The organism is Streptomyces sp. NPDC054866 (assembly GCF_053610745.1).
Window position 1 is genome coordinate 533,722 of sequence record NZ_JBSGZA010000004.1, and the last position, 25,569, is coordinate 559,290.

The window sequence follows — 25,569 nt, forward strand, 5'->3', positions numbered from 1 at the left end:
CCCGTCCAGAACCGGCCCGGCCTCACTCCTTCCGGTAGGAGTACGCCTCCGCTGCCGCGGCCTCCACCGCCGCGAGGTCGGCGCCCGCCGACGCGGCCACCACCGCCGCGACCGCACCCTCGACGAAGGGGGCGTCCACCAGACGGGCGCCCTCCGGCAGCTCGTCGCCCTCGGCGATCAGCGCCTTCACGGTCAGCACCGCGCTGCCCAGATCGGTGAGGATCGCGACGCCCGCGCCGCCGTCCACCTTCGCGGCCGCCGCGGCGATGAGCTCCGAGCTCGTGCCGAGGCCGCCGTCCTCGGTGCCGCCCGCACCGGCCACGGGCGCGGTCGTCCCGCCGCCCGCGAGCCCCGTGGCGAGCGCGGCGACGGATTCGGCGACAGGCCCGCTGTGCGAGACGAGGACGATGCCGACCAGCTTGTCGTCACTCACGGCCGGCCTCCGCGGTCTCTGCGAGCGCGTCGAAGAGGAGCGCCGACGAGGTCGCCCCGGGGTCCTGGTGCCCGATGCTGCGCTCGCCCAGATAGCTGGCCCGCCCCTTGCGCGCCTGGAGAGGCGTCGTGGCCAGGGCACCTTCGTTGGCGGCGTCACGCGCCGCGCCGAACGACTCCGTGAGCGCGTCGACCGCGGGGACGAGGGCGTCCAGCATGGTCTTGTCGCCGGGCGCCGCGCCACCGAGCGCGCTGACGGCGTCGACGCCCGTGCGCAGCGCGCCGGCGAACTCCTGCTCGCTCACCTCGGCGGCGTCACCGAGAGCCTTGCCGGTACGCCGGAGCAACGTCCCGTAGAGCGGCCCGGACGCACCTCCCACGGTCGAGATCAACTGCCGTCCCGCCAGGGTGAGTACGGCCCCCGGCGTGGCCGGTGCCTCCTTCTCCAAAGTGCCCACCACGGCGGCGAACCCGCGCTGCAGATTGCTGCCGTGGTCGGCGTCGCCGATCGGCGAGTCCAGCTCGGTGAGCCGCTCCGCCTCCCGGTCGACGAGTGCGGCGGCCGAGGCCAGCCAGTGACGGAAGAATGCGGCGTCGAGCACGGAAACTCCTTGCGCGATAGAACGGTTGGGCAGAGAGACACAAGTGACGGATCAGATACCCCAGCGAAGCCCCGCGGTACGCACCGGGGCGTTCCACAGCCGCAGCAGCTCCTCGTCGACCTGACACAGGGTGATGGAGGCCCCGGCCATGTCCAGCGAGGTCACGTAGTTTCCGACCAGCGTGTGGGCCACGACGACGCCGCGCTCGGCGAGGACACGCTGGACCTCGGCATTGAAGCCGTACAGCTCGAGGAGGGGAGTGGCGCCCATGCCGTTGACGAGCACGAGCACGGGATTGCGGGGCTGCAGATCCTGGAGTACGACGTCCACGGCGTAGTCCGCGATCTCGCTGGACGTCATCATCGGGCGCCGCTCGCGCCCCGGCTCGCCATGGATGCCGACACCCAACTCCAGCTCGCCGGACGGCAGATCGAAGGTGGGGCTGCCCTTGGCGGGAGTGGAACAAGCGCTGAGCGCGACCCCGAAACTCCGCGTGTTCTCGTTCACCTGCCGCGCGATCGCCTCGACCCGCTCCAGCGGCTGGCGCTCGTCGGCTGCGGCCCCCGCGATCTTCTCCACGTAGAGCGTCGCGCCGGTCCCGCGCCGCCCCGCCGTGTACAGGCTGTCGGTGACGGCCACGTCGTCGTTGACGAGCACCTTGGCGACCTGGATGCCCTCGTCCTCGGCGAGTTCGGCGGCCATGTCGAAGTTGAGGACGTCACCGGTGTAGTTCTTCACGACGAAGAGCACCCCCGCCCCGCTGTCCACGGCCGCGGCGGCCCGCACCATCTGATCCGGCACGGGCGAGGTGAACACCTCACCGGGACAGGCGGCCGACAGCATCCCCGGCCCCACGAACCCACCGTGCAGCGGCTCGTGCCCGGACCCTCCGCCGGAGACGAGGGCGACCTTCCCGTCGACGGGAGCGTCCCTGCGCACGATCACGCGGTTCTCCACGTCGATCGTCAGCTCGGGATGCGCCGCCGCCATACCCCGCAGCGCGTCCGCTACGACCGTCTCCGCGACGTTGATCAGCATCTTCACGGGTACCTCCTGGTGGGTCAGGTCAAGTGTCTCTGGTTCTCGATCTTGGCGGTTCCGAGCGGCCCGGGGAAGGTTTGCGAACTGGGGTCATTATCGAGGGAACAGCGCCGGGCGGCGCCGGGCGGGTCACGCCGGGTGTCGTCAGCGATGTTCGGCAGCGAGATTCCGCAGCATCTGTTGCTGGTGGCGGTGGCCGATCGTCTCGTAGCCGAGCACGGTGACGAAGGGGGCGAGCATGACGACGAGCAGGCAGACCGCGATCGCGACGCCCGCCGCGGCCAGGAGGACGGCCGTCAGGAGGACGGCGAGGGTGAGGGAGATCAGGAGCAGGTGGAATCGGTCCGCCACGGACATCAGCAGGGTGTGCAGCAGATAGACCATCAGCAGGTAGAGGCCGACCGGGAGGGCCAGGGACAGGACCACGGCGACGTCGCCGAGCTTGGAGTGGTGTTCCAGCTGCAGTCCGGCCACGTGCAGTCCGGCACCGGCGCCCGCGATGCCGATGAACAGGGGGATGTGTCCGTAGCCGAAAAGGTATCCGCGGCCGCGGCGGTGGACGAGGACGTCACCGAAGGGGGTGGCGAAGTAGACCCACCACATGCCAAAGGTCAGCCCGACGCCGGCGATGACCACGGCGATCGCGTTGCCGCTCCAGTGCGTGCCGTCCGCGCCGCCCAGCAGTTCGCCCGAGGAGGCGACGGTGCCGACTACGCCCTCGCCGAGCACGATGATGGCGAACAGGCCATAGCGCTCCGCGACGTGATGGGGGTGCCAGGGGGTGCCGCCCGCGGCGCCCTGAGTGAGCACCGGAAGCGCCAGTTCCAGCGCCCCGAGGAGGATGAAGGCGGTGAACACGGCGGCCAGCGGGAGGTGGGTGAAGGCGACCACGATCCAGCCGAGCTGAACGATCGCGGTCCAGCGGATGTTGGCCATGCCCACGTCGTGGAAGGCGGGGGAGTCATGGGCGGCGCGCCACCACTGGAGCAGCATGGCGACGCGCATCACGACGTATCCGAGCACCATGACCCGCAGTTCGAGGTGCCCGCCCTCCTCGACGGAGTGGAACATCGCGGGCAGCCCGAGGGAGAAGACGACGACGCCGATCATCTGGACCATCGTCAGGACCCGGTAGAGCCAGTCGTCGGTGCCGAAGGCGGAGGCGAACCAGCTGAAGCTGATCCAGGCGACGCTGATCGCGAACATCGCGAGGACGAACGCGGTGACCGCCTGACCGGCGTGTCCTTCGGCGACCATCTCGGCGAAGTGGGACGAGGCGGTGCCGACGGCGACCACGAAAGTGAGGTCGAAGAGGAGCTCCAGCGGCGTGGAGACCCGCCCGTGTTCCTCCGGGTCACGCCCGGTCATCGGGATCAGCCGATGTGACAGAGAGGCTTTGCCGGGGCCATCGGGGCCATCGGGGCCATCGGGGCCATCGGGCTCGTGGGTGTTGCCGGGGCGCTGGGGATCACTCATGTCCAGCATCCTTTCTCACGTCTCACGTCGTCCGTTACAGGCTCGCGCCGCACGGTCCGGTCCGCACGGCCATCTTCCGCGGCATGTGCCAGTGGCCTCTTTCGGCCGTTGTTCCGGGGCGTCTTCCTGACGGTCTTCGGTCGTCGGAACGGCTTGTTGGAGAGGGTGTCGGTGCCTCCGCGAGCACGTGCACAGTCGGTGCGCCCATGGGGGACCGGGGCTCGGAACGTGTCATTCGGGTGAGCCCGGGCACGGCACGCGAGCGGCTTATTGCAATCAGGTCGCAACTACTTATCCATGGCTAGAAGGTGACCCGGGGGCCTATGCGTCGCCTGGGGACAGGGGTGATCGTGTGGAAAGCGGAAGGACTCCCTCTCCGGCCGCTTGAGCCGACCGCGGTCGACCGCTGCGGCGCGGCTCGAATGCACCCTCATCCCGACGTGACATTCCCTCCTCCGCACTCACCCGACAGGGGCCACACCCCGGCCCCGGCAAGGGAGTTGGACAGAACGATGCATGGTGTACGCCCTCCGGATCCGCGAGATGTCCGGGAGAAACCCGTCCCCGCCCCGGGCGCACCCGCCGCGACCGCCGGCTCCGCTCCGGTCACCGTCGCCGTCGCGGGCGCCGAGTTCGGCTGGGGAAGCTCCGGCAAGCTGAGCGCCGTCCTGGCCGCCCTGCGCGAACGGTCCGCTCGTCCGCTGAGGTTCGTCGGCCTCGCGTCCGGCCTCGGACGGCCGCTGCTGGCTCAGCACGCGGTCGACCGCTGGTACGACCTGCCGGACGGGGCTCCCGCGGGGGAGCGGACCGATGCCGTGGCGAAGGTGGTGGAGGCGGAGGGGATCGACGCGGCCGTCGTCGTGCTCGACGGTCCCGCGGCCATGGCCCTGGAAGCAGCGGGCGTGCCGACCGTGTTCGTGGACAGCCTGCCGTTCCTGTGGACCGAGGGCGACCTTGCCGAACTTCCGCTGGAGGTCTCCCTCTACTGCGCGCAACAGTGCGTCGAGCTGCCGCAGGAGTGCATCGGCGTACTCGGCTCCGTACGCGAACTGCGCTGGGTCGAAGCCGTCATCGGTACTCCCCCCGAGGCTCCGCTTCCCCGGCGGAGCCGTCCGGAGCCGTTCCGGCGCGCCCTGGTGAACCTGGGTGGCCTGCGCGCCCCCGACCTGGCCGACTGGACGCGCTATCCGGAGATCGTCGTGCCCGCGGTGCTCGAAGCCCTCAACGCGTACGGGGTCCATGAGGCGCATGTGGCCGGGAATCTGCCCGCGGGTCTGGCCGAGCGGCTCCGTGCGGCGAGCGGCGACGCGGACCTCAGCGTCACGGCGGGTCCGCTCTCCCACGCCGAGTTCCTCCACCGGCTCGCCACCTGCGACGTTCTGCTGACCTCGCCGGGCCTGACCACCTTGCTGGAGGCCGGCTCTCTCTCGGTGCCCACCGTCTGCCTGCCGCCGCAGAACCTCAGCCAGATCTTCAACGGCCGCTTCCACAGCCGGGCCGTCCACGCCGACGTCAGAGTCGTCTGGCCGGCGGAGGTCTTCGCGGAGGACGAGGCCCTGGCCCGCCGATCGCAGGGCGAGGACGCGGCCCTCCGGATCATCTACGGGGGTATCACCAACGCTGCCGACGCGGCCAACGCCCCGCGTTTCGTGACCGCCGTACGTGACGGCGTACTTGAGGCTCTGCGGCGCGCGGCGACCGGCGCCGACTGGGGAGGCCTCGCCACCCAGGTCGGCACCCGTGGCGCCGCACAGGTGGCCGAGGCCCTGCTCGACGTACTCGACAGGGAGCCGCGCCCCGGCCCCGCCGGGTTCGCGGTTCCGCGTACCGTCCAGGAAGGCATCGACGTACATGACTGAGCGTCAGCGCTATCTCTTCATCAGGATCCTGGAAGCCTGCAACGCGGACTGCTTCATGTGCGAGTTCGCGCTCTCCCGCGACACGTTCCGCTTCTCGCTGGAGGACTTCACCGAACTGCTGCCCAAGGCCCGTGAAGCCGGAGTGGCCTACGTACGGTTCACCGGCGGCGAACCGCTCATGCATCAGGACATCGTCGAGCTCGTGCGGGCGGGCACGGACGCGGGCATGAAGATGTCCATGATCACCAACGGCATGATGCTGCCGAAGAAGGCTCCGCTCCTCGCCGAGGCGGGCCTCGCCCAGGTGATCGTCAGCCTCGACGGCGGCTCCGCCACGACGCACGACGTCTACCGGCGTTCCCCCGGCATGTTCGACAACGGCCTGCAAGGACTGCGCGACGCCGCCGCCCTCGGTGTCCTTCCCCGGGTCAACACCGTGGTCGGGCCACACAACTACATGGAGATGCCGGACCTGCAGAAGGTGCTCACCGAGGCCGGCGTCAAGCAATGGGAGCTCTCCGCCCTGAAGTTGGAGCGCTCCATCACCTACCCCGACCCCGATCACGTGCGCGCGGTCTGCGACCCGATCTACGACGCGGACCCCGACACCCTCCTCGTGCCGCTCGGCAAGCGCTTCTACGGAGACACCCGTGAGGAACAGGAGCGCTATTTCGCGGAGTCACTGACCCCGCGCGCATCGGAACCCCTGTGCCATGTCGTGGACGACGTGATCTACATCGACGGCAAGTACGGGCGCATGTACGCCTGCAGCTGTCTCCCGCACCGGGAAGGGGAGGACCTGGGCGGCGCCCCGCTGCGCGAGGGCGGCGCCATCCAGCTGGACACGCCGGTCTTCCGGACCCACGCGGACTTCTTCCGCGAGCGGGGGCCCGACATGTGCGGCGGCTGCTCCACCACGGCCGCCGGCTACAGCGACGACGTCGCCCGGCTCGGGACGGCGGCACCGTGGCAGTACTGAGCCCCGGCGGGCCCGCCCCGCTGCCGTCAGGTCCCGCCCCGCGCCGGGTGCTCCTTGTGTCGCGGGACGAGGAACTCGACTCGCTGCTCGCCGGGCGGCGGATCGCCGCGCACCTGGGCGAACTTGAGCGGACCGGGGCCGAGGGCCGTCCGGGGGACGAAGGGCCGCCGCCGGACGTGGCCCTGGTCTGCGACGACGATGCCGCCACCCGCCGTCTCCTCGACCTGGGCGTACCCGTCGTGCAGTTGTCCTCGGGACACCGGGACACCGTCACCCCCCTGGCGGAAGGCACCGAGGGAGCACTGCACCGTGTGCACCGCCCGGCATGGCTCCCGGGACCGTGGCCCGCGACACCGCGCGGCGCGCGCACCACCGGGGTGCTCGCGCCAGCCCGCATGACGCGCGGGCGCAGGCGGAGCGGCACCCTGTTGCTGCTCTCGCTGTGGGACGTACCGGCCGGGGACGCGGACGCGTTCACCTCCGGGGCGCTGCGGCAGCTCGCCGCCGAGGCGGTGCGCCGCACCCAGCGGTGCGAGGTGGTCTGCGACATGCGCGTCGAGAGTGTGCGTGACACGCTCGAAGGGCTCGACGGCGTACGGGTCCGACGCGCCGCCGACACCGACGTCGACGCCCTGCACGCGGACGCCGAACTGCTCCTGGCCGCCCCGGTCTTGGGCGCCGTGGCGCTGGCCCAGGCCCGGCGCGCGCCGCTCGCCTTTCTGCCGCCGCTCAGCGACACGCAGCGCGACCTGGCCGACAGGGTCGCCCGTGCGGTTCCCGTCCCCCTGGCCGCCGACCCAGGAGACCCCTCCCTCTGGGCTCCCGACAAGCCGGACCCGTGGTCCGCGCTCGACGGCGGCACGGACGACCTGCGGGGCGCACAGCGCGTCGCCCGCACCCTGCGCCAGCTCTCCCTCGCACCCCTGTGACAGGTCACTCACCCGCAGAACCTGGAGACACCATGCCCCACACTCCTGGAGCAACAGACGCGGACCGCCACCCCGTTCCGGACCGGCCGGGGCTCCCCGAGATCACCGAAGCGGAGTGGAACGACTGGCGCTGGCACATGCGCAAGCGTGTCACCAACGTCGACAAGGCACGGCAGTGGATCAACCTCACCGCCGACGAGGAACAGGCCATCGACAAATCGGCGGGCAAATACCGCTGGAGCGTCACCCCCTACTACGCGTCCCTGATGGACCCGGACGACTCCACCTGCCCGATCCGGCAGCAGGCCGTCCCCGCACTCGGTGAACTCGCCGAGTTCAGCGGCGCCGAGGTCGACCCCGTCGGCGACATGTTCTACCGCAAGACGAACCGGGTGGTGCACAAGTACCCGGACCGGGTGATCATGCTGATCACCGAGGCCTGCCCGGTCTACTGCAGGCACTGCACACGGAAGTTCCACACCACCGACGTCGACGGCAGCTACTTCCGGGACAACGAGGGCGAGTCCTTCGAGGAGGACCTGCGCTACATCGCCGAACACCCCGAGATCCGAGACGTGTTGCTCACCGGCGGCGACCCGCTCTCGTACCGCGACGGCAAGCTGGAGGAGATCATCTCCGGCCTCCGGGCGATCCCCAGCGTGGAAATCATCCGCATCGGCAGCCGTTTCCCCGTCCTGCTGCCCCAGCGCGTCACGGACGAACTCTGCGAAATGCTCGCGCGCTACCACCCGGTCTGGCTGAACACGCACTTCAACCACCCCAAGGAGATCACCCCCGAGTCCGCCGCCGCGGTCGACCGGCTGTTGCGCCACGGCATCCCGGTGGGGAACCAGACCGTGCTGCTTCGCGGCGTCAACGACGACGTCACGACGATGCGCACGCTGATGACCGAGCTGCTCCGCATCAGGGTCCGGCCGTACTACCTCTACCACTGCGACAACGTCACCGGCGTCTCCCACTTCATGACCTCCATCGAGAAGGGCTGGGAAATCATGGAGGGCCTGCAGGGGCACATCACCGGCTTCGGCGTACCGCAGTACGTACTGACGACGAAAATCGGCAAGATCCCCATCGCCCAGCCGTACTTCTCCCGCGTTCCCGAAGGCCTGCTGCTCCGCAACTACCGAGGCCAGGAGATGGTCGTCGACGCCTCGGTGCACCCCGTCACGGAGGCTGACGCGACATGACCCTCGACAAACGGCTCGGACTGCGGTTCCTCCCCTACGGCGCCAACTACCTCGACTGGCCCGACATGCACGAACTGCGTGCCGCCATCGAGCAGGGCGTTCTCTTCCGCTACCAGACGGAGACCGAGAGCATCGCGTCCCGCCTCGAACGGCGGGTCGGGGAACGGCTCGGAGCGGGTCATGTGCTCGCGGTGCACAACTGCACCGAGGCGCTGCGGCTCGCCCTGGTCTCCACCCGTCCGCGCGTCGGTGACGTCGTCCACATACCGGCGGTCACGTTCGTCGCCGTGGCGGGCGCCGTCCTCTCCAGCGGCCTCATTCCCGTCCTGGTGGACGTCGACGAGTCGCTCTCCATGGACACCTCGCTGATCCCCGAGGGCACCCAACGGGCCATCGTCGCCCACATGGAGGGCACCGTCGCGCCCCTGCCCGACGGCGTCCCGTACGTCATCGAGGACAGCGCCCAGGCGCTCGGCGCCACGTTCCCCGACGGGCGGCACACCGGCACCCGTGGCTACGCGGGCACCTTCAGCTTCCACCACAACAAGGTGCTCACCTCGGGGGAGGGTGGCCTGCTCGTCACTAACGACCCGGCGGCCTGGGAGACGATGCGCTGCTACCACGACCACGGGTCGGCACGGGTGCCCGGCCGCTACCCCACCTGGAACGAGGACGCCTACTACGGCGAGAACCTGGTCACCAGCGAGGAGGTCGCGGCGATCCAGTACCAGCAGTTCCGCCACCTCGACGAGGTGCTCTCCGGCCTGGAGCGCCACCACGCCATCGCCATGGACGAACTGCCCGACCGCACCGGCCTCGACGTCCTGCCCCGCGCGGCGGGCGACGTGAAGATCAGTCTCCGGTTCCGTTGCGAGAGCCGGGAGTTACGCGATGCCGCCGTGTCCGCCCTCACCGAGCGGGGCATCGCCAACTGGACGCTCAACAAATACCTGTTACCGGACCACCCCGTGGTCGCCGGACGGCGTTCGCTCTACGCCGACGGCTTCCCCTGGAACCTCGCCCCCGACCAGCCGCTCGCCCTCAGCCGCGACGGGTTCGCCCGCACCCGGGACCTCCTCGACCGCACCCTGTGCGTGCCGCTCTCGCCGGAACTCTCCGAAGCCGAACAGGTCCTCGCGGTCAAGTCGGTCCGCCAGGCACTGGAGACCGCGTGAACGCGCCGCCGCCGGTGCTCCTCATGGCGGACGACCGTGCCTCCACCTTCACCCGGTACGCGGTGGACGCCCTGCCCGGCCGGCTGGCTCTGCTGCGATTCGCCTCCGCGCGCAAGGACCTCACGGACGAGTACGTACGGCAGACCGCGCACATCCCCGCGTTCTGGGTGAACGAGCGGCTGCCCCTGGAGGAGGAAGCGGCCCGCTACCGCGCCTGGGCCGCTGAACTGCCCGTGGCACCCACGCGGTTCTGCAACCCCTCCGAGCCGCGCCAGGACATCGCCCAGCGGTTCGCCTCGCTGGCAGGTCTGCCGCACCTGACGGAGCGTCAAGTGAGCTGGGTGCGCGACAAAGCGGCGATGAAGGACAAGTTCCGCGAGCTCGGTCTCCTCACCGCACGGTACGCGCGCGTCTCCACGGCGGACGAGGTGGAGGAGTTCGCCGCGCGGTGCGGCTGGCCCGTCGTACTGAAACCCGTGGACTCCTTCGCCTGCGTCGACACCTTCCGGCTCACCGGCCCCGAGCAGCTGCCCGACCTGGCCGTCAACGGCCGCTCCTGGCTGGTCGAGGAGCATCTGGGCGGCACGGAGTGGGAGGTGTGCGCGCTCATCCACGGGGGCGAGGTCCTGGACGCATGGCCGAGTGCCATGCCGTGCCGTCCGCTGGACATCGTCGACGGCGCGATGAACGCCAACATCAGTGTCGCCACCGACGATCGGCCGCCGGTCGACCTGCGGGGCCTGCTCCAGCGGATCGTCACCGGCATGGGGATCGAGCACGGGTACGCGCACATGGAGTTCTTCGTCGTCGGCGACGAGGTGTACGCGGGGGAGATCGGGGTCCGGCTCGCGGGCTGCGAGATAACCGCCAATCACGGGTACGCGTACGGCTTCGACGTGTTCGGCGCCACGCTGGACGTCTACCTCGGCCGCCGCCCCGCCCTCGAGTATTTCGGGCGCTGCTGCGCGGGCGACCTGCTGCTGCCGCTGCCGGGCTCGGGGACCGTGCGCCGGATCACCCCCGAGGAGGAACTGCTGGGGCTGCCCGGGGTCGTCAAGAGCGTCCTCCGGTTCCGCGAAGGGGACCTCGTGGAGGCGCAGCGCGCCTCGCACAACGCGTCCGGATACGTCCACGTGACCGGAGGGTCGATCGCCGAGGTGGAAAAGCGCATGCGCGGCGTACTCGACGCCTTCACGATCGAAGTGATCACCCAGAGGCCGGCGGCCAGAACGCTCCAACGCTGAGCCGCTGCTACTCGTACGCCCGCAACGGGCCACCACGGAACAGGAACCATGGAAGTGAAGCCGAACGGTCTTGCGCGCCGTCTCGCCGCCCTGCTCACGCGCCGTCAGGTCGCGGGACCCGCCTGGTGGAGCGTGGTCTCCAGGCTGCCGGTCTATCTCATGTCCCTCGCGATGGTGCTCGTCGTGCGCGAACAGGGCGGCAGCTACGCCCAAGCCGGTCTGGTCTCCGCGCTCTACACCATCGGCATGGCGCTGGGCAGCCCGCTCATCGCCCGCCGGGTCGACCGGCGGGGCCGCAGGGCCGTCCTGGTGGCGACCGGCACGGTCTACCCGGCGGCGCTCGCCGCGCTGGTGTGGACCACGGAGCCGGGCGACTGGGCGCAGCCGGGCCTGGCCGTGCTCGCCGGGATCACGCTGCCCCCGGCGAACGCCTGCATGCGGTCGCTGTGGGCGCGGCTTCCGCTGCGGGACGACGAGCGGGAGACCGCGTACCTGTGGGAGGCGCTTCTCACCGAAGTCCTGGTGATCGGGGCGCCGTTGATGCTCGCGGTGCTGATGCTGACAGGATCCGCCGGGGCGGCGCTGACCACCGTCGCGGTGATCGGCGGCGCCGGAGCGATCGGTCTGGCGTTCACGCGGGTGCCCGAAGGTACGGACGGCGCGACGACGGAGGCGGCGGGCAAGGAGCCGAGGAAGGAGACCGGAAGTGGCGACTTCCTCGGCCTCCTCGGCCCTCTGAGGTCGCCGCCGATGCTCGCACTGACCGCCGTGATGGCGCTCAGCTCCGTGCCCATCGGGCTGATGACGCTGGCCATCCCTGCCTTCGTCGACCACCACGGCTCGCAGGGCAACACCGGCCTGGTGTACGCCTGCTGGGGCATCGGCAGTGCCCTGGGCGCCGTGTGGCTCGGCCGCTCCCAGTCCGAGGTCGCGGTGCATGTGCGCTTCCCGCGCCTGGTGCTGGCGTTCGCCGTCGGCACGGGGCTACCGCTGCTCGCGACGTCCCAACTGACGCTCGCGCTCGCACTGGCGGTCGGCAGCGTGCCCATCGCGCTCGTCTCCGCGAGCGAGATGACGCTGGTCAGCCTGCTGGCGGACGGCCGTTCACTGACGGAGGCCTTCACCTGGGCGTCCCTGGCGACGGTGGTGGGGGACGCGCTCGGCCAACAGGCGGGCGGCCTCCTCATGGACCCGGCGGGCCCACGGGGCGTCTTCGCCACCGCCTTCGCAATGTCACTCATCGCCGCCTGCGTGGCCTTCGCCTGCCGGGGCCTGATGAGCCGGCGTACGGCAGAGATCCCGGTACCCACCGAAGCGGGGGAGCGGTGAGGGGGCAGGGGCCGCCGAGCGCGGTGTGCTTCGACGGGGCACCGCCTGCCGGTCGCGCACCCCGGCCGGGTCATGCCGCCGGAGGTCCGGGTCGGTCACCGGCCGCTGCGCTGGCGGCGTGGCCTGGTTGGTCACGCCACCGTGCGTCCGGGTCGGTCATCGGCCGCTGTGTGTCGGGGTCGGCCACCGTCGCCGGCGGCTGGTCACCGCCGTTCCGTCTCTTGTCCGGTCGCCGGCCACGGCGTCTGCCAGCCGGTCATCGGCTACCGCGTTCGGGCGGTCATCGCTGGCGGCGCGTCCCGGTTGGTCATGCCACCGTGCGTCCGGGCCAGCCACCGGCCGCTGTGTGTCGGGGGCGGTCATTGCTGGCGGCGTGTCTTGGTTGGTCATGCCACGGCGCGTCGCGTCCGGGTGGTTCACCTGCGGTCGTGCGTCCTGGTCGGCCACGGCCACCGTCGCCGGCGGCTGCGTTTCCGCGGCTGGTCACCGCCGTTCCGTCTCTTGTCCGGTCGCCGGCCACGGCGTCATCGGACGGTCATCGCTGGCCGGTCCCGGTTGGTCAACGCCACCGCGCAACCGGGCCGGTCGTCGCCGCTGTGCGTCTCGGCCGGTCACCGACCACGGCGTCTGCCAGCCGGTCATCGGCTACCGCGTTCGGGCGGTCATCGCTGGCCGGGTGTCCTGGTTGGTCACCGCCACCGCGTGTCCCGGCCGGTCACCGCCACCGCGCATCCCGGCCGGTCACCGACCACGGCGTCTTCCAGCCGGTCACCGCCGCCGTGCGTCCCGGTAGGTATCCCGGACGGTCGCCGCCATCCCGTCTCCCGGCCGTCGCCGCCACGCGAGTCCGGGTCGGTCACCGGCCGCCCCTCGACCCGGCCACCCCTCAGCACTCACCCGCCCAGCACGTACACCGCTCCTCGCAGATCAGCGTAAGAACACGAGGTAACGCTTCATGAAGTCTGCCGTCTCCCGACAGCGCCGCGAGCCGTCGTACACCGAACCGGACTCCGAACCGGACACCGAGCTGTTCAGTCCGGTGAAGTACGTCGATCTCCCCCTGGCCGTAAGGGAGTTCCTTGCCGCGCCCGACCGGATGCCCATCCCCGTCCCGGTCGACGACCGGGAGGATCTGGTCCACAGCGTGGCACTGGCGTCGCGCCTCTACTCCGGTGTGCGCCGGCCCGCCCCCCTGGACTTCGGCGTCGTACTCGGGCGGTCGGAGCTGGCCGACGGTGTCGTGGATCTGGCCCGGCCGCTTGCCCGCGAGTGGCTCACCGAAGACGACCTCGCGACCTTCGGCGACCGTGCCCCGGGGACACTCCTGCTGGTGGGCACCTACGCCCGGCTCAACCTCGACCCAGTGCGCCCGCTGCTCCTCGCCACCTACCGCGACGCCCGGCGCGGTCTCTCCCTGCTGAGCGGCCGCGACGGCGCGTCGGTGGCCTGGAACGTCGCCAAGCAGTACGCCCACGTGCCTGAAGACCTTGACGCGCTCGGTCTGTTCACGGATACCGACCGGCCCCCGCATCTCCCCGGAGTCAAGGTCTTCGACGACCGTGACTTCGAACGCGACGACATCCAGGCCGAGATCCTCGGCACCCAGTGGCGTCGCGTCGTCTTCCAGGGCCACGGCAAGGACGACAGCATCAACCTCGGCGAGTTCACCATCTGCGGCCTCAACGAATCCGCGGCCGCGGAGCCCGGCGTCCTGGCACCGCGATGCGCCTACGGACTGCCCTGCTACAAACCCGAGGACAAACTCGTCCCGCTCAACAAGGTCGAGGCGACGGAGCTCGTCCTCAGCGCCTGCAACAGCGGCCCCCTCGCCGACCTCGCCCTCTACGACCCCAAGTACCAACTCCTGCTCAACGCCCTGGACAGCCCCGCCCGCACGGTCGTCTCCGCCGTCTCCGTGCACGACTCCGACCGGCCCGAGAACGTCGCCTGGATGCTCGCCGCAGCCACCGGCGCCGACTCCGTGGACACCCTCAACGCCAGCCTGGCGGGCTCGCACCCCTACCCCGCCTTCATGCGCTTCGGACTGCCCGGCCAGCCGGAGGACACCCCGGCGCCCCCGCCCCCCTCCGACCACGCGCCCGACCCGCTGGTCCTCACCGTCGGCCGCAGGCTCTCCGCGCTGCTCGGCTCGGAGCTGCTGCCGCACAACCACCCCCTGCGGCCCCGCCTCGGCAAGCTCGCCCGCAAGGTGGACCTCCTGGTGTCCCGGCCCACCCACCTCGCCGACCAGTCACCCGATGAGATCCGCTCCTCCCTCTCGGCGGACCTCCAGTCCCTCGACCACGTGATCGCAGGCCAGGTCTCGGATAACCCCGAGAACGAGCTCATGAACTACCCCGCCCACTTCGGTGACCGCAGCTCACTGGACCCCGATGTCCGCGAGGTCGTCTGCCACTGCGGCCGCCCCGCCCAGGAGTTCGCCCGGCGAGGACTGTTGCCGCACATCCTCGACACCCTCTGCGTGGTCTGCATGCGCTGCGGCGACGTCACCTTCCGCGTCCCCGAAGCGCCCCAACTGCTTGCCTACGCCGCCGACGAGGTCGAACAGGGCGGCGTGCTCGAAGTACGCGCCTCCCTCACCGCGGCGCGCCCCGGCCCCGTACGGCTCGGTCTGTTCCTGCCGAGTTACCTGCGCGACGACACCAACGTGGAACCGGAACGGACCAAGGTCCGGGGCTCCGACGAGCGTGCGAGGGACGTCGTGTTCAGGGTGCGCTTCGCACCCGACACCGCCCCGCAGGCCTACTACTTCACGGTGTTCGCCGTGCAGGACCTCGCGGTCTCGACCGCCCGGCGGCACTTCGGCGTCGTACCGGGCCATGACTGAAAAGGCGCCCCCACCACCACGGCACCAACACGACGAAGGATGGTTGTCATGAAGAAGACCACCCCCACCCCCGCACCCGAGATCGAGCTCATCGACCACGACGGCGAGTTGACCCTCAGCATCGGCGGCGAACAGGCCATGCAGGCCTGGGAACGCGACCTGATGTGGGCAAGCGCCGACATGCTCTGCCGCCACGGCAAGGACTTCTACGAGGTGGGCCTCGGCCTCGGACTCTCCGCCCTGCGCATCGCCGAGAACCCCGCCACCCGTAGCCACCGGGTCCTCGAACTCTTCGGAGAGGTCGAAGACCTCTTCCGCGAACAGCACCCGAAACTCCCCGGCACGCTCTCCATCGAACGGGGCGACTTCTTCCAGCGGGTCTTCGAGCTGGAGTCGGAGAGCATCGACGGAATGTTCTTCGACCCCGCGCTCGACATGGAGGTGTGGAAGGACGAGGAACTGTGGGCCAGGGCCATGCCGGAGGTCGTGCGCGCGCTGCGCCCCGGCGGGGTCTTCATCCCCTTCTTCAGCACCAAGCCCGAACTGCGCTGGCAGTACGTCAAGCACTTCCGCACCATCCGGGTGGAGCGCCACCCGTACACCGCGTACGACACCACCGAGTACACCTACGGCACCTCCGGTGACGCGTACATCCAGTGCTTCTACAAGGACTGACGGGGGGCCACGTGCACAGCACCTACGAAACCGTCGAGGACGCCTACCTGACGGAGCTGCGAAGCACCTATCTCGGCGCGTCGTTCCGCAACGCCCCGCGCGGCTTCCCCAGCCGTGAGCGCCTCGGCGCCGGATTCCTGGTCCGGCAACCCGTCCAGCGGCACGTCGCGCTGCCGGGGCGCAGGTCCAACCTGGTCTTCAACTTCGCCGAGGCCCTCTGGTACCTGTCGGGCTCCGCCGACCTGGAACACGTCGCCCACTACGCGCCGAGCATGCGCAAGTACTCGTCCGACGGCGCCACCCTGACCGGCACCGCCTACGGGCCACGGATATTCGACTACCGGGGGACGGGCCTCGACCAGTGGCGCAGCGTCATCGACGTACTGACGGACGACCCCGACAGCAAACGCGCGGTGGTGCAGATCTTCCACCCGGGCGAGCTGCGCGAACCGGGCAACATCGACGTCGCGTGCACCCTCGCCCTCCAATTCATGCTCCGCGAGGGGAAGTTGCACGCCGTCGGCTACATGCGTGCCAACGACGCCTACCGGGGCATGGTGAGCGACGTCTTCTCCTTCACCTTCCTCCTGGAGATGCTCGCCAGACAACTGGGTGTCGAGGTGGGGAGCTACGTCCACCAGGTGGGCTCCCTGCATGTGTACGACAGTGACGCCCCGCTCGTGGAACGGGTCCTGCGGGAGGGTGCGGACGACACCGGCCCGGAGCGATTCCCCACCATGCCCGCCGGGGACAACTGGCCGCACGTACGCGACGTACTGCGCATCGAGGCGCAACTGCGCACCGACCGGCTCCGGCTCGGCCCCGCCGCGCTGCACGCCCTTGACCTGCCCCGCTACTGGCAGGACGTGATCGGCCTCTTCGAACTGCACCGTCAACTGACCTTCGAGGCCCACACCGACCGTGAGCTGCTCGACGAACTCCCGCCCCTGTACCGCCGGATGATGCTGTGCCGCTGGCCCCGTACCGCTGCCGACCAGGAGGTCTCCGCATGACCACGACTCCCGCCCGTGAGCTCGCAGGTGAGCTCGGCGTCAACACCCTGTTCCTCGCGGGGCCCTTCCTCCAGCTGCTCGATCCCGCCACCGGCGAGATGCCGTCGGGAACGCGGGCACCCTTCGCCTCCCTGATCGAGCACTTCGAGGGGCATGGGTTCAGCGTCCACAACGCACACCGCCGCGAGGCGTGGGGCGCCGAACTGATGGCCCCCGCCCAATGCACGCCACTCGACCAGGAGGAGATCCGCAAGGCCGACGTGTTCGTGGCCTTCCCCGGACTCCCCGCCTCTCCCGGCACCCATATAGAGATGGGCTGGGCCAGCGCCTTCGGGAAACCGATCGTGCTGTTGCTCGAGGAGGGCAAGGAGTACGCGTTCCTTGTCCGTGGGCTGCACGCGGTGGCGACGGTCGAGTACGTGGTCTTCAGCGACCTGGAGGCAGCGCTGCCCGCCGTCGACGAGGCGGTACGGCGCGCGGTCGAACGGCAGCGGGAGGAGGACCTGAGCCGCTGAGACGGAAAGCCCCCGTCAGCGACCTGACGGGGGCCGCAGCCGTCGGAAGAGGCACGGGGCAAGCGGCGGGTTTACGGTGAAACGGCGGGGAACCCGATCCCCCTCTGCACGTCGAGACGCGGGAGGCGAACCGTCCATGGCGATCGCGGCCTACACCTTGGTTGCGCTTGACTGTCCTGAGCCCGAGCCGTTGGCGCGGTTCTACCAGGCCGTGCTCGGCGGTGAGATCCGGCAGTACGACGAGGACTGGTACGACCTGTACGCCACGGGTGGTGCCAGGGTCTCCTTCCAGCGGGTGCCGGACCACCGCCCGCCCAAGTGGCCGCAGGCCGCTTCGGATTCGCAGCAGCTGCACCTCGACTTCACCGTCACCGACATGGAGAAGGCGCACGACGAGGTGCTCGCCGTGGGGGCGACACCGCTCGACGTCGACGACAACGGCGGGAAACGGCCCTGGCGTGTCTACGCCGACCCGGCGGGACACCCCTTCTGCCTCTGCCAGGGGTGAGATTCAGGCACCGGCCGCCCCGTCGAGACTGGCCTGTGCCAGTTTCCGGTCGAGGGCGGCCCTGACCAGCGCCGCGGCGGCCACGCCTGGCTTCTCGTCGCCCGCGAGCCGCAACAGCGCGGACGTGTCCCGGGGCAGACCGAGGCGCTCGGCTCCCTGAAGGACCTTGGCGTCGAAGCAGGGGCCGTACTCGGTCCATACGTCCTGCACCTCGCGCAGGAAGATGTCCGCGCCGGTGGGGCCGAGGCCCGGTACCTGACGCAGCAGCCGTTTCAGTACCGCCGCGTCGCCGTCCGCCTTCTCACGCAGCGTGCGCAGGTCCCCGCCCCACTCGTCGAGCACGATTCGGGCGCCGTCGCCCAGCTGGGTCGCGGTCCGTTCGTCGTAGCGCCGGTAGCCGCCGCGTCCCAGGGCGTCGACCCGCTGCTGCCACGAGGCGTCGGCCATCTGCCGCGGGCCGCGCATCCCGGCCTCGTACAGCGCGCGGGTGCTCGCCACCGCGACGGATGCCCGGATCCGGGCGCTGAGCAGGCAGGACAGGACGAGCGTGCGATAGAGCGGCTGGGGGGTGTCGGTCAAGCGGATGCCCGCCTCCGCCGCGTACGTCTGTCCCGACGTCCTCAGTAGTTCCCGCATCACAGCCTTCTGGGCGGCCATGTCTCTCCTTCCTGTTCAGTGGTCCCGGTGACGGTTCTCAGTGGTCCCGGTGACGGTGGTGCAGGGCCGACAGCACGGCCAGGGCCAGGAGGGCCAGGATCGCGAAGAGGATCGCGAGGACCGCCAGCGCCCAGGGGCTGGGAGGTTCGCCGCTCAGGGAGCGCGTCGCCCACACCCCGAAGAGCACGGCGAGGGCGAGGAAGAGCGGCGTGTAGAGGTAAGTGAGCAGGTGGCGCAGGCGATGGGCGCGGTCCGTGTGCGGCCCAGGGCTCGATGGGCCGGGCTCCGTGCGCGGGTGCCCGCGGCGGCCGGGGTGTTCGCCTTTCATGGCTACCTCCAGCAGCTGAGGGCACAGGCTGCCGTTGGTCCTTGACACGCTCCAGGATAGTCCTGCCGGACCGCTCTTCCGCGATCATGCCGGGTGGCCTGGGGTGAGGCCGGTGACGTCGCTGAGGCGGAGCAGCTTCTCGTGCGGCGGCGGGTCCGCGCCCGCCTCCACCGGGGTGAGATGAAAGCCCACGTGATCTCCCCAGTCGGCGTGCCGCTCGATCCTGCCGACCCACCAGGCGCAGGAGTCCGTGAGCACGGGAGCCCCGCCCGTGCGCGGCTCCCACCGGACGTCGGCGAACTTGTCGACGCGCTTGCCGCACTCGCCGCCGAACAGCCGCGCGAGCCGGTGCTGATCGCGCCTGAGGAGGTGCACGCCGAGGAACGCGGCACGTCGGGCCACCGGGTACGTGTGGTTCGCCCGGGACAGCCACACCACGAAGCGAGGCGGATCCAGCGCACACTGCGAGGCGAATCCGACCAGGCAGCCCGCGGGCGCACGGTCGGCGGCCGCCGTCACCACGTACATCGGGTAGTCGAGGCGGTCGGTGAACCCGTCCACAGCCACCACAGCGACCACCTCTCCTAGGCCGGGGAATCCGGGGAATCCGGAGTCTCGCGCGGTTCCAGGGGATGCGTGGCGGGGCCGTGCAGGACCGAGCCGTCCGTCGCGAAGCGGGACCCGTGGCAGGGGCATTCCCAGACCCGCTCCGCGTCGTTGAACTGCACCAGGCATCCCAGGTGGGTGCAGCGTGCGGAGAGCGCCGTGGCGTTCCCGCTCTCGTCGCGGTAGACCGCGCACCGCTTGCCCCGCAGGCGTACGACGGCTCCGCTGCCGGGCGGGATGTCGGTCAGTGAGTCGACGTGGCTGGTGTGCAGCCGGTCGCTGATGAAGTGCTTCGCCGCTGCCGCCTGGTAGGAGGCGATCTGGCCCGCGTCACGTACGGGCGGCAGTCGGCGCGGGTCGTACAGATCGGTCCAGGCCGGCCGCGGTCCGCCCGCGATGTGGGCGGTGAGCAGGCGCCCCGCCATCACGCCGTTGCTCATGCCCCAGCCGCCGAAGCCGGTGGCGACGAAGACGTGCTGGGTGCCGGGGTGGGCGTGGCCGACGTAGGGCAGATGGTCGGCGGAGTCGTTGTCCTGTGCCGCCCACCGGTAGGAGTCGCCCTTCTCGGCGAAGTGCGGCAGATGCTCGCGCGCCCAGGAGTCGAGCCGGTCGAACCGCCCGCGCACGCCGCCCGCGCCCGGTTCGAACGACTCCCCGGTGACGATGAGCAGCCGTCGCCCGTCGTCGTAGGGTGCGCTGCGCAGCGAACGGGTCCCGCCCTCCGGGGTGATGTACATGCCCGTGGGCGCCGCGTCCGACGGCACGGGCGCCGCGATCACCAGTTCACGGCGTGGCTTGATCCGGGTGAAGAGCAGGGTGCGGTCGAACACCGGGTAGTGCGTGGCGATGACGGCGTCGCGTGCCTCGACCGTGACGCCGGATTCCGCGGTGAGCCGGCACCGGGCGCCGTCATGAAGGGCGGTGACCCGGGTGCGCTCGAAGACGCGTCCGCCCGCGCGGGTGATGTGCTCGGCCAGGGCGAGGAGGAACTTGCGTGGGTGGAACTGCAGTTGGCCGTCGACGCGTACGGCGCCCGCGACGTCGAAGGGCAGTTCCGTGTCGGTCACGAAGGACGCGTCGAGACCGGCCCGCCGAGCCGCGGCTGCCTCCTGCCGCAGCTCGTCGACGCGTGCGGTGTCTTGTACGTAGGTGAAGGCGGGGGCGCGTTCCAGCTCCGCGTCGATGTGGAGCTCGGTGCAGAGGGCCGCGGTCCGCTCGACCGCTTCCTGCTGCGAGAGCGCGTACAGCCGCGCGTCGTCCGCGCCGTGCCTCGCCTCGATACCGGCATAGATGAGGCCGTGCGCGGCGGTCAGCTTGGCCGTGGTGTAGCCGCTCACGCCCGCGGCGATCCGGTCAGCCTCCAGGACGACGACGTCGAGACCTGCGCGGACGAGATCCCAGGCGGTGCACAGACCGGCGATGCCGCCGCCGACGACCGCGACGTCGGCCGTCAGATCCGCGTCGGGGGCCGGATACCCGGTGCCGGGCGTGGTCGCCATCCAGTACGACTCGTCGACTGTCCCGCGTTGCGTGGTCATGTCTTCTCCTGAGGGACCGGTGGTGCGTGGTCATCACGGCGCTGACGCGAACGGGTACCCAGGGCGAGGCGTCTCAGTGGTCGCTATCCGCGTCGCACGTACTGCCGAGGGGCGCACCCAGGCACTGGGTGCGCCCCTCGGGGCCTACGCGGTCCGCGCGTCAGACCAGGTCGTCGTCCATGCCCTGACGGTGCTGCGCGCGTGCGTCGCTCTGGTCACGCTCCTGCTGGCGACGCTGGCCCGGCTGTGCGGGGTCCTGCGGGCGCTGACCCCGCTGCGGGGGTTCCTGCCGGCCGGGGGCCTGACGGGACGGATCTGCGGACCGCTTTTGCTTGCCCATGAGTTCACTCCTCGTGAGGGCGGATTGGTTTTCTCATCGTGGCACGGGTGGTGACGCAGTGCATGTCAAGCGATCGCAGGGAGTGATGTTCCCTGGTGGGGAGTGCTTCCGAGGTCTTGGTTACCGCTCGGTCACCCTCCAGCGCTGGTTGGACCCGGAGTTCGGTGTCCACGTCGTGACGGCCGCTCCGTCGTGCGTGGCCTGGCCGCCGACCTCCAGGAGCCGGCCTGTGGCCGCGTTGACGAGGGTCCAGGTGCCGTCGCCGGTCGTGGACATGATCCACTGGGCCGCCTTGCCGCGAGGGCCGTTGTCGGCCTCGGCCACCGGTACACCGTCACGGACGGCCAGCCGCTTTCCTTCCAGCGGGTTGGTGAACACGTACCGCCGCTGATTGCCGGTGTCACCGCTGATCTGCCGCAGCTGCCACCGCTGGCCCGCCGTGTCCGCGGCGGTCTTGATGACGAGGCCGGTGCCGTCGTCGGCGACCGTGAGGTCCTTGCCGCTCTGGACGCCCGTCAGTTCGTACGTGTGGTTCTTGCGCAGCAGGGCGGCGTCCTTCGCGACGCCGGAGACTCCCTTGACGAGGAAGGACGTGACCGACTGCGCGGGCACATCGAACGTGGCCTTCTTGTCGCGGACGTCGATGGCGGCGTGCCGTTCGAGTTTGCCCTCGGCGCTGGTCACCACGGGCGTGATCGTCGCTCCGCCGCTCACGTGGCCGAACTTGGACAGGTCGACCGTGACGGTGCGTCCGGCGCTCTCGCTGTTGACGTGGACGACCGTCGCTCCGTCGCCCTTGCCGGACACGGCGGCGGCGCTTGAGGTGTCGTCGACCTTGACGAGCCGGTCGCCGGGCCTGATGAAGTGGGTGAAGTTGCGGGCCGTGTCGAACTTGGTGTTCGTACGGATGGGGCAGGTCTCAAGCGTGTCCTTGGAGGTGCAGCTGAACGGCAGTTGGATGCTGCCCCAGTTGCCGCCCTTGGCGGACTCGCCGCCGGGCTTCATGTTGTCGTAGTCCTCGACCGGCTGCCAGAACACCCAGGCCTTCGGCTCCAGTTCACGCAGGTCGTCGACCATCCGCTGGGCCATGCCGAGGCCCGGCCGCATGTCGTCGAAATCCTGCCCGTCGCCCCAGTCGCCCTCGACCTCGCTCATCCACAGCGGCTTGTCCTCCGCCTTGGCCAGGTCGCGCACGCTGGTGCGTCCTCCGGTGCCGTACGTGTGGACGTTCATCTGGTCGACGGCGTCCCTGACCTCGCGCGGGTAGGAGTTCCAGTTCCGCGTGAAGAGGGTGGGGTTGGTCTCGTCCATCGCGGAGATCTCCGCGCCGGTCCGGGACTTGCCGAGCGCCGGGTCGAGCGCGCGGATCACCTTCTGCTGGAGCTCGGGACCGATGTGCGCCCCTTCCTGGCGACCGCCCACCGGCTCACCGTCCGCTCCCAGGCGGGTGCCCCAGTAGTCGGTGTTGGGCTCGTTGAACGGGTCGAGGGTGTCGACCTTGATGCCGTGCGCCTTTTCGAGGCGCTCGGTGGCGCCCACCAGATACGAGGCGAAGTCGTCGACGGACCCGGTCTTGAGCTGGTCGGTGCCCGCGTCGAAGTTGCCCGAGACGTAACCGCTCTCGGTCATGAACCAGGGCGGCGAATTGCTGAACGTCTCCCAGTGGTCGACGTCGTTCTTGATCCGGTCGACCCACCAGCGCTGGGTGACGTCGGCCTTCGGGTTCCAGTCGGCCGGGTCCGTCGCGCTCCACCAGTCGGTGTCCTCGCGTGTGGTGCCCGCCGGGGCCTTCCACCAGCCCTCGACCGCGCCTCCGGGGCGCAGATAGTCCTTGACGTCAGGGGCGTTGCCGCCGCCGATGTTGTAGCGGGCGATGTTCAGGCCGAGCCCCTCGTCTCCGAAGAGGAGATCCGCCAGCTTCTCGCGTATCTCCTTGGGGTAGTCGCCGGTGGCGTTGGCGAACCAGACCAGACTCGTGCCCCAGCCCTCGAACTTCTCGTGCTGGTAGGAGGGATCGGGCCGGACGGTGACCGCGGCGGACGCCGCGGCTGCCGTCTGCGGCGGTCCGGTGAGCAGGGCCGCCCCGGTGGCGAGGGCGGTGATGCCGACGGCGCTGATGAGTCGTCTCGTGCGGGTACGACTCGTGCGGGTACGAGGTGCCAACGTGTGCTCCCTACGTAGGTGCGCTGAGGATGGGTGTCAGCAGGGGCTGGGCTGTCGCAGGACGGCGACTTCCCTGGGCGGCAGGACGAGACCGCCGCCCGCGGCGTCCGGGGCGCCGCCGATGAGGATGTCTCCGGTCAGTCCGGGGAGCGGGACCGTGTCGTCCGTCCGGTTGACCAGGAACAGATAGCGGGCGTCGGCTCCGCGGCGTACGGCCAGTTCGACGCGTCCCTGTGCGGGGGTGGGCAGTTCGCTCTCGACGCCGGCGGCGGCGAGCAGCTCCGGCAGCAGAGCGGTGAGGCCGTCCCTGCCGAGCCGGGTGGACACGTACGCCGCCGAACCACCGCCCGCGGTGCGGCGGGTGACGGCGGGACGCTCGGCGTACGCACCGCTGCGGTAGCGCGCGAGCACCTCAACCTCCGGGCCGGTGACGGTGATCCGGTCGGTCCACACCGTGCCCGTCGTCGCGTTGTCGAGGGAGACCGTGTCATCGGCGAGCAGCGGCCCGAACTCCTCGACGCGGATGCCGAGCAGCTCGCGCAGCGCTCCTGGATAACCGCCGAGCCAGATGTGGTCGTTCTCGTCGACGATGCCGGAGAAGTAGGTCGTGACCAGATGACCGCCTCCCTCGACGTACCGCGTGAGGTCCTTGGCGAGCGCCTCGGGGACCACGTGCAGGACGGGCGCGATCAGGACGTCGTACGAGGTGAGGTCGGTCCGCGTGGTCACGACGTCGGCGCGGACGCCGAGGGCGAGGAGCGCGGAGTACCAGTCGAGGGCCTCCTGGTGGTAGTCGAGCAGGGAGGTGGGGTGGGAGTCCTGCTCGCTCGCCCACCACGAGTCCCAGTCGAAGAGGACGGCCACGCGTGCCGGTTCGCGCCCGGTCCCCGCGACGGGCGCGAGCGCCTTCAGGGTCTGTCCCAGACCGGTCACCGCGCGGAACACCTCACTGTCCGCTCCGGCGTGCGGCACCATCGCCGAGTGGTACTTCTCGGCGCCCGCCGCCGACTGTCGCCACTGGAAGAAGCACACGGCGTCGGCGCCGTGCGCGACGTGCAGCAGGGAGTCGCGCGCGAGGTCGCCCTCGCCCTTGGCCAGGTTGACGGGCTGCCAGTTGACGGCACTGGTGGAGTGCTCCATGAGGAACCACGGACGGTGGCCCGCGACGGAGCTCGTGAGGTTCGCGGAGAAGGACAGCTCGTCCCTGGCCTGCGGTCCCGGCACGACGTAGTGGTCGTTCGAGACGAAGTCGATCTCGCCCGCCCAGTCGGCGTAGTCCATGCCCTTGGTGCCGCCCATCACCATGAAGTTCGTGGTGACCGGCACCTCCGGGGTGAGCTCGCGCAGGACGTCACGCTCCGCGCGCAGATACTCCTTGAGCGCGTCCGATGAGAACCGCTTGAAGTCCAGCTGCTGGGTGGGGTTCGGGTGCGATGCCGCGAGCCGCGGCGGCAGGATCTGCTCCCAGTCGCTGTAGCGCTGGGACCAAAACGCCGTGCCCCAGGCGTGGTTGAGCCCGTCGAGGGTGGTGTAGCGGGCGCGCAGCCAGACGCGGAAGGCGCGGGCCGCGTCGTCGGAGTAGTCGTAGATGTTGTGGCAGCCGAGCTCGTTCGAGACGTGCCAGGCCACCAGGGCCGGGTGATCGGCGTAGCGCAGGGCCATCTCCCGCACCAGGTGCAGCGCGTGCTCCCGGAAGACGGGCGAGGTCGGCCGCCAGTGCTGCCGCGCCCCCGGCCACACCGTCTCGCCGGCGGCGGTCACCGGAAGGATCTCCGGGTGCGCCGCGGTGAGCCAGGGCGGCGGGGACGCGGTGGCCGTGGCCAGATCGACCCCGATGCCGCCCGCGTGAAGGAGGTCCATGACCTCGTCGAGCCACGCGAAGTCCCAGGCGCCCTCGGCCGGTTGGATGCGCGCCCAGGAGAAGATCCCCAGCGAGACGATGTTGACGCCGGCCTCGCGCATCAGCCGGACGTCCTCCTCCCAGACCGCGCGCGGCCACTGCTCGGGGTTGTAGTCGGCGCCGTACGCGAGCCGCGGCGCGGCGTCACCGTCCGGTCCGCGCAGCAGCCGGGACGGGAGGGTGGGGGGCATGGTGGTCCTTCCG

General features: G+C 70.5%; 24 protein-coding genes. 12 read left to right on the forward strand and 12 right to left on the reverse strand.

Going from position 1 to position 25,569, the window contains the following annotated elements; translation table 11 throughout:
• Window positions 1–22 precede the first annotated feature (22 nt).
• The 4 genes from ACWGI2_RS23115 to ACWGI2_RS23130 form a co-directional block, all read right to left on the reverse strand.
• Window positions 23–433, reverse strand: coding sequence for a PTS sugar transporter subunit IIA domain-containing protein (locus ACWGI2_RS23115; protein ID WP_160503269.1), 411 nt, complete (start codon window positions 431–433; stop codon window positions 23–25).
• On the reverse strand, window positions 426–1,034 hold the full coding sequence (gene dhaL, locus ACWGI2_RS23120) for a dihydroxyacetone kinase subunit DhaL (protein WP_453396195.1): 609 nt from the start codon (window positions 1,032–1,034) through the stop codon (window positions 426–428). Before dhaL ends, ACWGI2_RS23115 begins: the two co-directional genes overlap by 8 nt.
• Window positions 1,035–1,085: 51 nt before the next feature.
• A complete protein-coding gene (gene dhaK, locus ACWGI2_RS23125) occupies window positions 1,086–2,078 on the reverse strand; it encodes a dihydroxyacetone kinase subunit DhaK (RefSeq protein ID WP_453697325.1) in 993 nt (330 codons plus the stop codon).
• Between the two features lie 141 nt (window positions 2,079–2,219).
• Window positions 2,220–3,551: a low temperature requirement protein A gene (locus ACWGI2_RS23130; RefSeq protein ID WP_453697327.1), complete on the reverse strand. Its 1,332-nt coding sequence runs from the start codon at window positions 3,549–3,551 to the stop codon at window positions 2,220–2,222.
• Window positions 3,552–4,063: 512 nt separating this feature from the next.
• Here ACWGI2_RS23130 and ACWGI2_RS23135 point away from each other — a divergent pair.
• The 7 genes from ACWGI2_RS23135 to ACWGI2_RS23165 are packed head-to-tail and all read left to right on the forward strand — an operon-like array spanning window position 4,064 to window position 12,274.
• On the forward strand, window positions 4,064–5,410 hold the full coding sequence (locus tag ACWGI2_RS23135; RefSeq protein WP_453697328.1) for a hydroxymethylcytosylglucuronate/cytosylglucuronate synthase: 1,347 nt from the start codon (window positions 4,064–4,066) through the stop codon (window positions 5,408–5,410).
• The gene (gene blsE / locus ACWGI2_RS23140; RefSeq protein WP_453697329.1) at window positions 5,403–6,389 is read left to right on the forward strand and encodes a cytosylglucuronate decarboxylase; all 987 of its coding nucleotides are present in this window, start codon (window positions 5,403–5,405) and stop codon (window positions 6,387–6,389) included. Before ACWGI2_RS23135 ends, blsE begins: the two co-directional genes overlap by 8 nt.
• Complete coding sequence (blsF, locus tag ACWGI2_RS23145; protein ID WP_453396200.1) at window positions 6,377–7,318, forward strand: CGA synthase-related protein; 942 nt, start codon at window positions 6,377–6,379, stop codon at window positions 7,316–7,318. Before blsE ends, blsF begins: the two co-directional genes overlap by 13 nt.
• Before the next feature lie 32 nt (window positions 7,319–7,350).
• Window positions 7,351–8,526, forward strand: a complete 1,176-nt coding sequence (gene blsG, locus ACWGI2_RS23150) for an arginine 2,3-aminomutase (RefSeq protein ID WP_453697330.1) — start codon at window positions 7,351–7,353, stop codon at window positions 8,524–8,526.
• Entirely contained in the window at window positions 8,523–9,701 is a 1,179-nt protein-coding gene (locus tag ACWGI2_RS23155; RefSeq protein ID WP_453697332.1) for a DegT/DnrJ/EryC1/StrS family aminotransferase, read from the forward strand. Before blsG ends, ACWGI2_RS23155 begins: the two co-directional genes overlap by 4 nt.
• Window positions 9,698–10,945, forward strand: a complete 1,248-nt coding sequence (locus ACWGI2_RS23160; RefSeq protein WP_453697334.1) for an ATP-grasp domain-containing protein — start codon at window positions 9,698–9,700, stop codon at window positions 10,943–10,945. The genes ACWGI2_RS23155 and ACWGI2_RS23160 overlap by 4 nt, the downstream gene beginning before the upstream one ends.
• 48 nt (window positions 10,946–10,993) lie before the next feature.
• Window positions 10,994–12,274, forward strand: a complete 1,281-nt coding sequence (locus ACWGI2_RS23165; protein WP_453697336.1) for an MFS transporter — start codon at window positions 10,994–10,996, stop codon at window positions 12,272–12,274.
• Between the two features lie 689 nt (window positions 12,275–12,963).
• Here ACWGI2_RS23165 and ACWGI2_RS23170 read toward each other — a convergent pair.
• Entirely contained in the window at window positions 12,964–13,134 is a 171-nt protein-coding gene (locus ACWGI2_RS23170) for a hypothetical protein (protein WP_453697337.1), read from the reverse strand.
• A 95-nt stretch (window positions 13,135–13,229) separates the two neighbouring features.
• Between ACWGI2_RS23170 and ACWGI2_RS23175 the strand changes: the two genes are divergently transcribed.
• From ACWGI2_RS23175 to ACWGI2_RS23195, 5 genes are all read left to right on the forward strand, one after another.
• The gene (locus ACWGI2_RS23175; RefSeq protein WP_453697339.1) at window positions 13,230–15,122 is read left to right on the forward strand and encodes a hypothetical protein; all 1,893 of its coding nucleotides are present in this window, start codon (window positions 13,230–13,232) and stop codon (window positions 15,120–15,122) included.
• A 48-nt stretch (window positions 15,123–15,170) separates the two neighbouring features.
• Complete coding sequence (locus ACWGI2_RS23180) at window positions 15,171–15,797, forward strand: class I SAM-dependent methyltransferase (RefSeq protein WP_453697340.1); 627 nt, start codon at window positions 15,171–15,173, stop codon at window positions 15,795–15,797.
• A gap of 11 nt (window positions 15,798–15,808) precedes the next feature.
• A complete protein-coding gene (locus ACWGI2_RS23185; protein WP_453697341.1) occupies window positions 15,809–16,810 on the forward strand; it encodes a thymidylate synthase in 1,002 nt (333 codons plus the stop codon).
• Window positions 16,807–17,325 carry a nucleoside 2-deoxyribosyltransferase gene (locus tag ACWGI2_RS23190; RefSeq protein WP_453396208.1) on the forward strand — a complete coding sequence of 173 codons (519 nt, stop codon included), beginning with the start codon at window positions 16,807–16,809 and terminating at the stop codon, window positions 17,323–17,325. The genes ACWGI2_RS23185 and ACWGI2_RS23190 overlap by 4 nt, the downstream gene beginning before the upstream one ends.
• A 136-nt stretch (window positions 17,326–17,461) precedes the next feature.
• The gene (locus ACWGI2_RS23195) at window positions 17,462–17,833 is read left to right on the forward strand and encodes a VOC family protein (protein WP_453396209.1); all 372 of its coding nucleotides are present in this window, start codon (window positions 17,462–17,464) and stop codon (window positions 17,831–17,833) included.
• 3 nt (window positions 17,834–17,836) lie between these two features.
• Here ACWGI2_RS23195 and ACWGI2_RS23200 read toward each other — a convergent pair whose 3' ends face one another.
• The 7 genes from ACWGI2_RS23200 to ACWGI2_RS23230 form a co-directional block, all read right to left on the reverse strand.
• Window positions 17,837–18,490, reverse strand: a complete 654-nt coding sequence (locus tag ACWGI2_RS23200; RefSeq protein ID WP_453697343.1) for an endonuclease — start codon at window positions 18,488–18,490, stop codon at window positions 17,837–17,839.
• Between the two features lie 37 nt (window positions 18,491–18,527).
• Window positions 18,528–18,818: a DUF6343 family protein gene (locus ACWGI2_RS23205; protein ID WP_453396211.1), complete on the reverse strand. Its 291-nt coding sequence runs from the start codon at window positions 18,816–18,818 to the stop codon at window positions 18,528–18,530.
• Between the two features lie 84 nt (window positions 18,819–18,902).
• The gene (locus ACWGI2_RS23210; protein ID WP_453396212.1) at window positions 18,903–19,388 is read right to left on the reverse strand and encodes a flavin reductase family protein; all 486 of its coding nucleotides are present in this window, start codon (window positions 19,386–19,388) and stop codon (window positions 18,903–18,905) included.
• A gap of 14 nt (window positions 19,389–19,402) precedes the next feature.
• On the reverse strand, window positions 19,403–20,962 hold the full coding sequence (locus ACWGI2_RS23215) for an FAD-dependent oxidoreductase (protein WP_453396213.1): 1,560 nt from the start codon (window positions 20,960–20,962) through the stop codon (window positions 19,403–19,405).
• A gap of 160 nt (window positions 20,963–21,122) precedes the next feature.
• On the reverse strand, window positions 21,123–21,302 hold the full coding sequence (locus ACWGI2_RS23220) for a hypothetical protein (protein WP_453396214.1): 180 nt from the start codon (window positions 21,300–21,302) through the stop codon (window positions 21,123–21,125).
• A gap of 120 nt (window positions 21,303–21,422) precedes the next feature.
• Window positions 21,423–23,465, reverse strand: coding sequence for a glycoside hydrolase (locus ACWGI2_RS23225; RefSeq protein WP_453697345.1), 2,043 nt, complete (start codon window positions 23,463–23,465; stop codon window positions 21,423–21,425).
• A gap of 36 nt (window positions 23,466–23,501) precedes the next feature.
• Entirely contained in the window at window positions 23,502–25,556 is a 2,055-nt protein-coding gene (locus ACWGI2_RS23230) for a beta-galactosidase (RefSeq protein ID WP_453697346.1), read from the reverse strand.
• Window positions 25,557–25,569 lie beyond the last annotated feature (13 nt).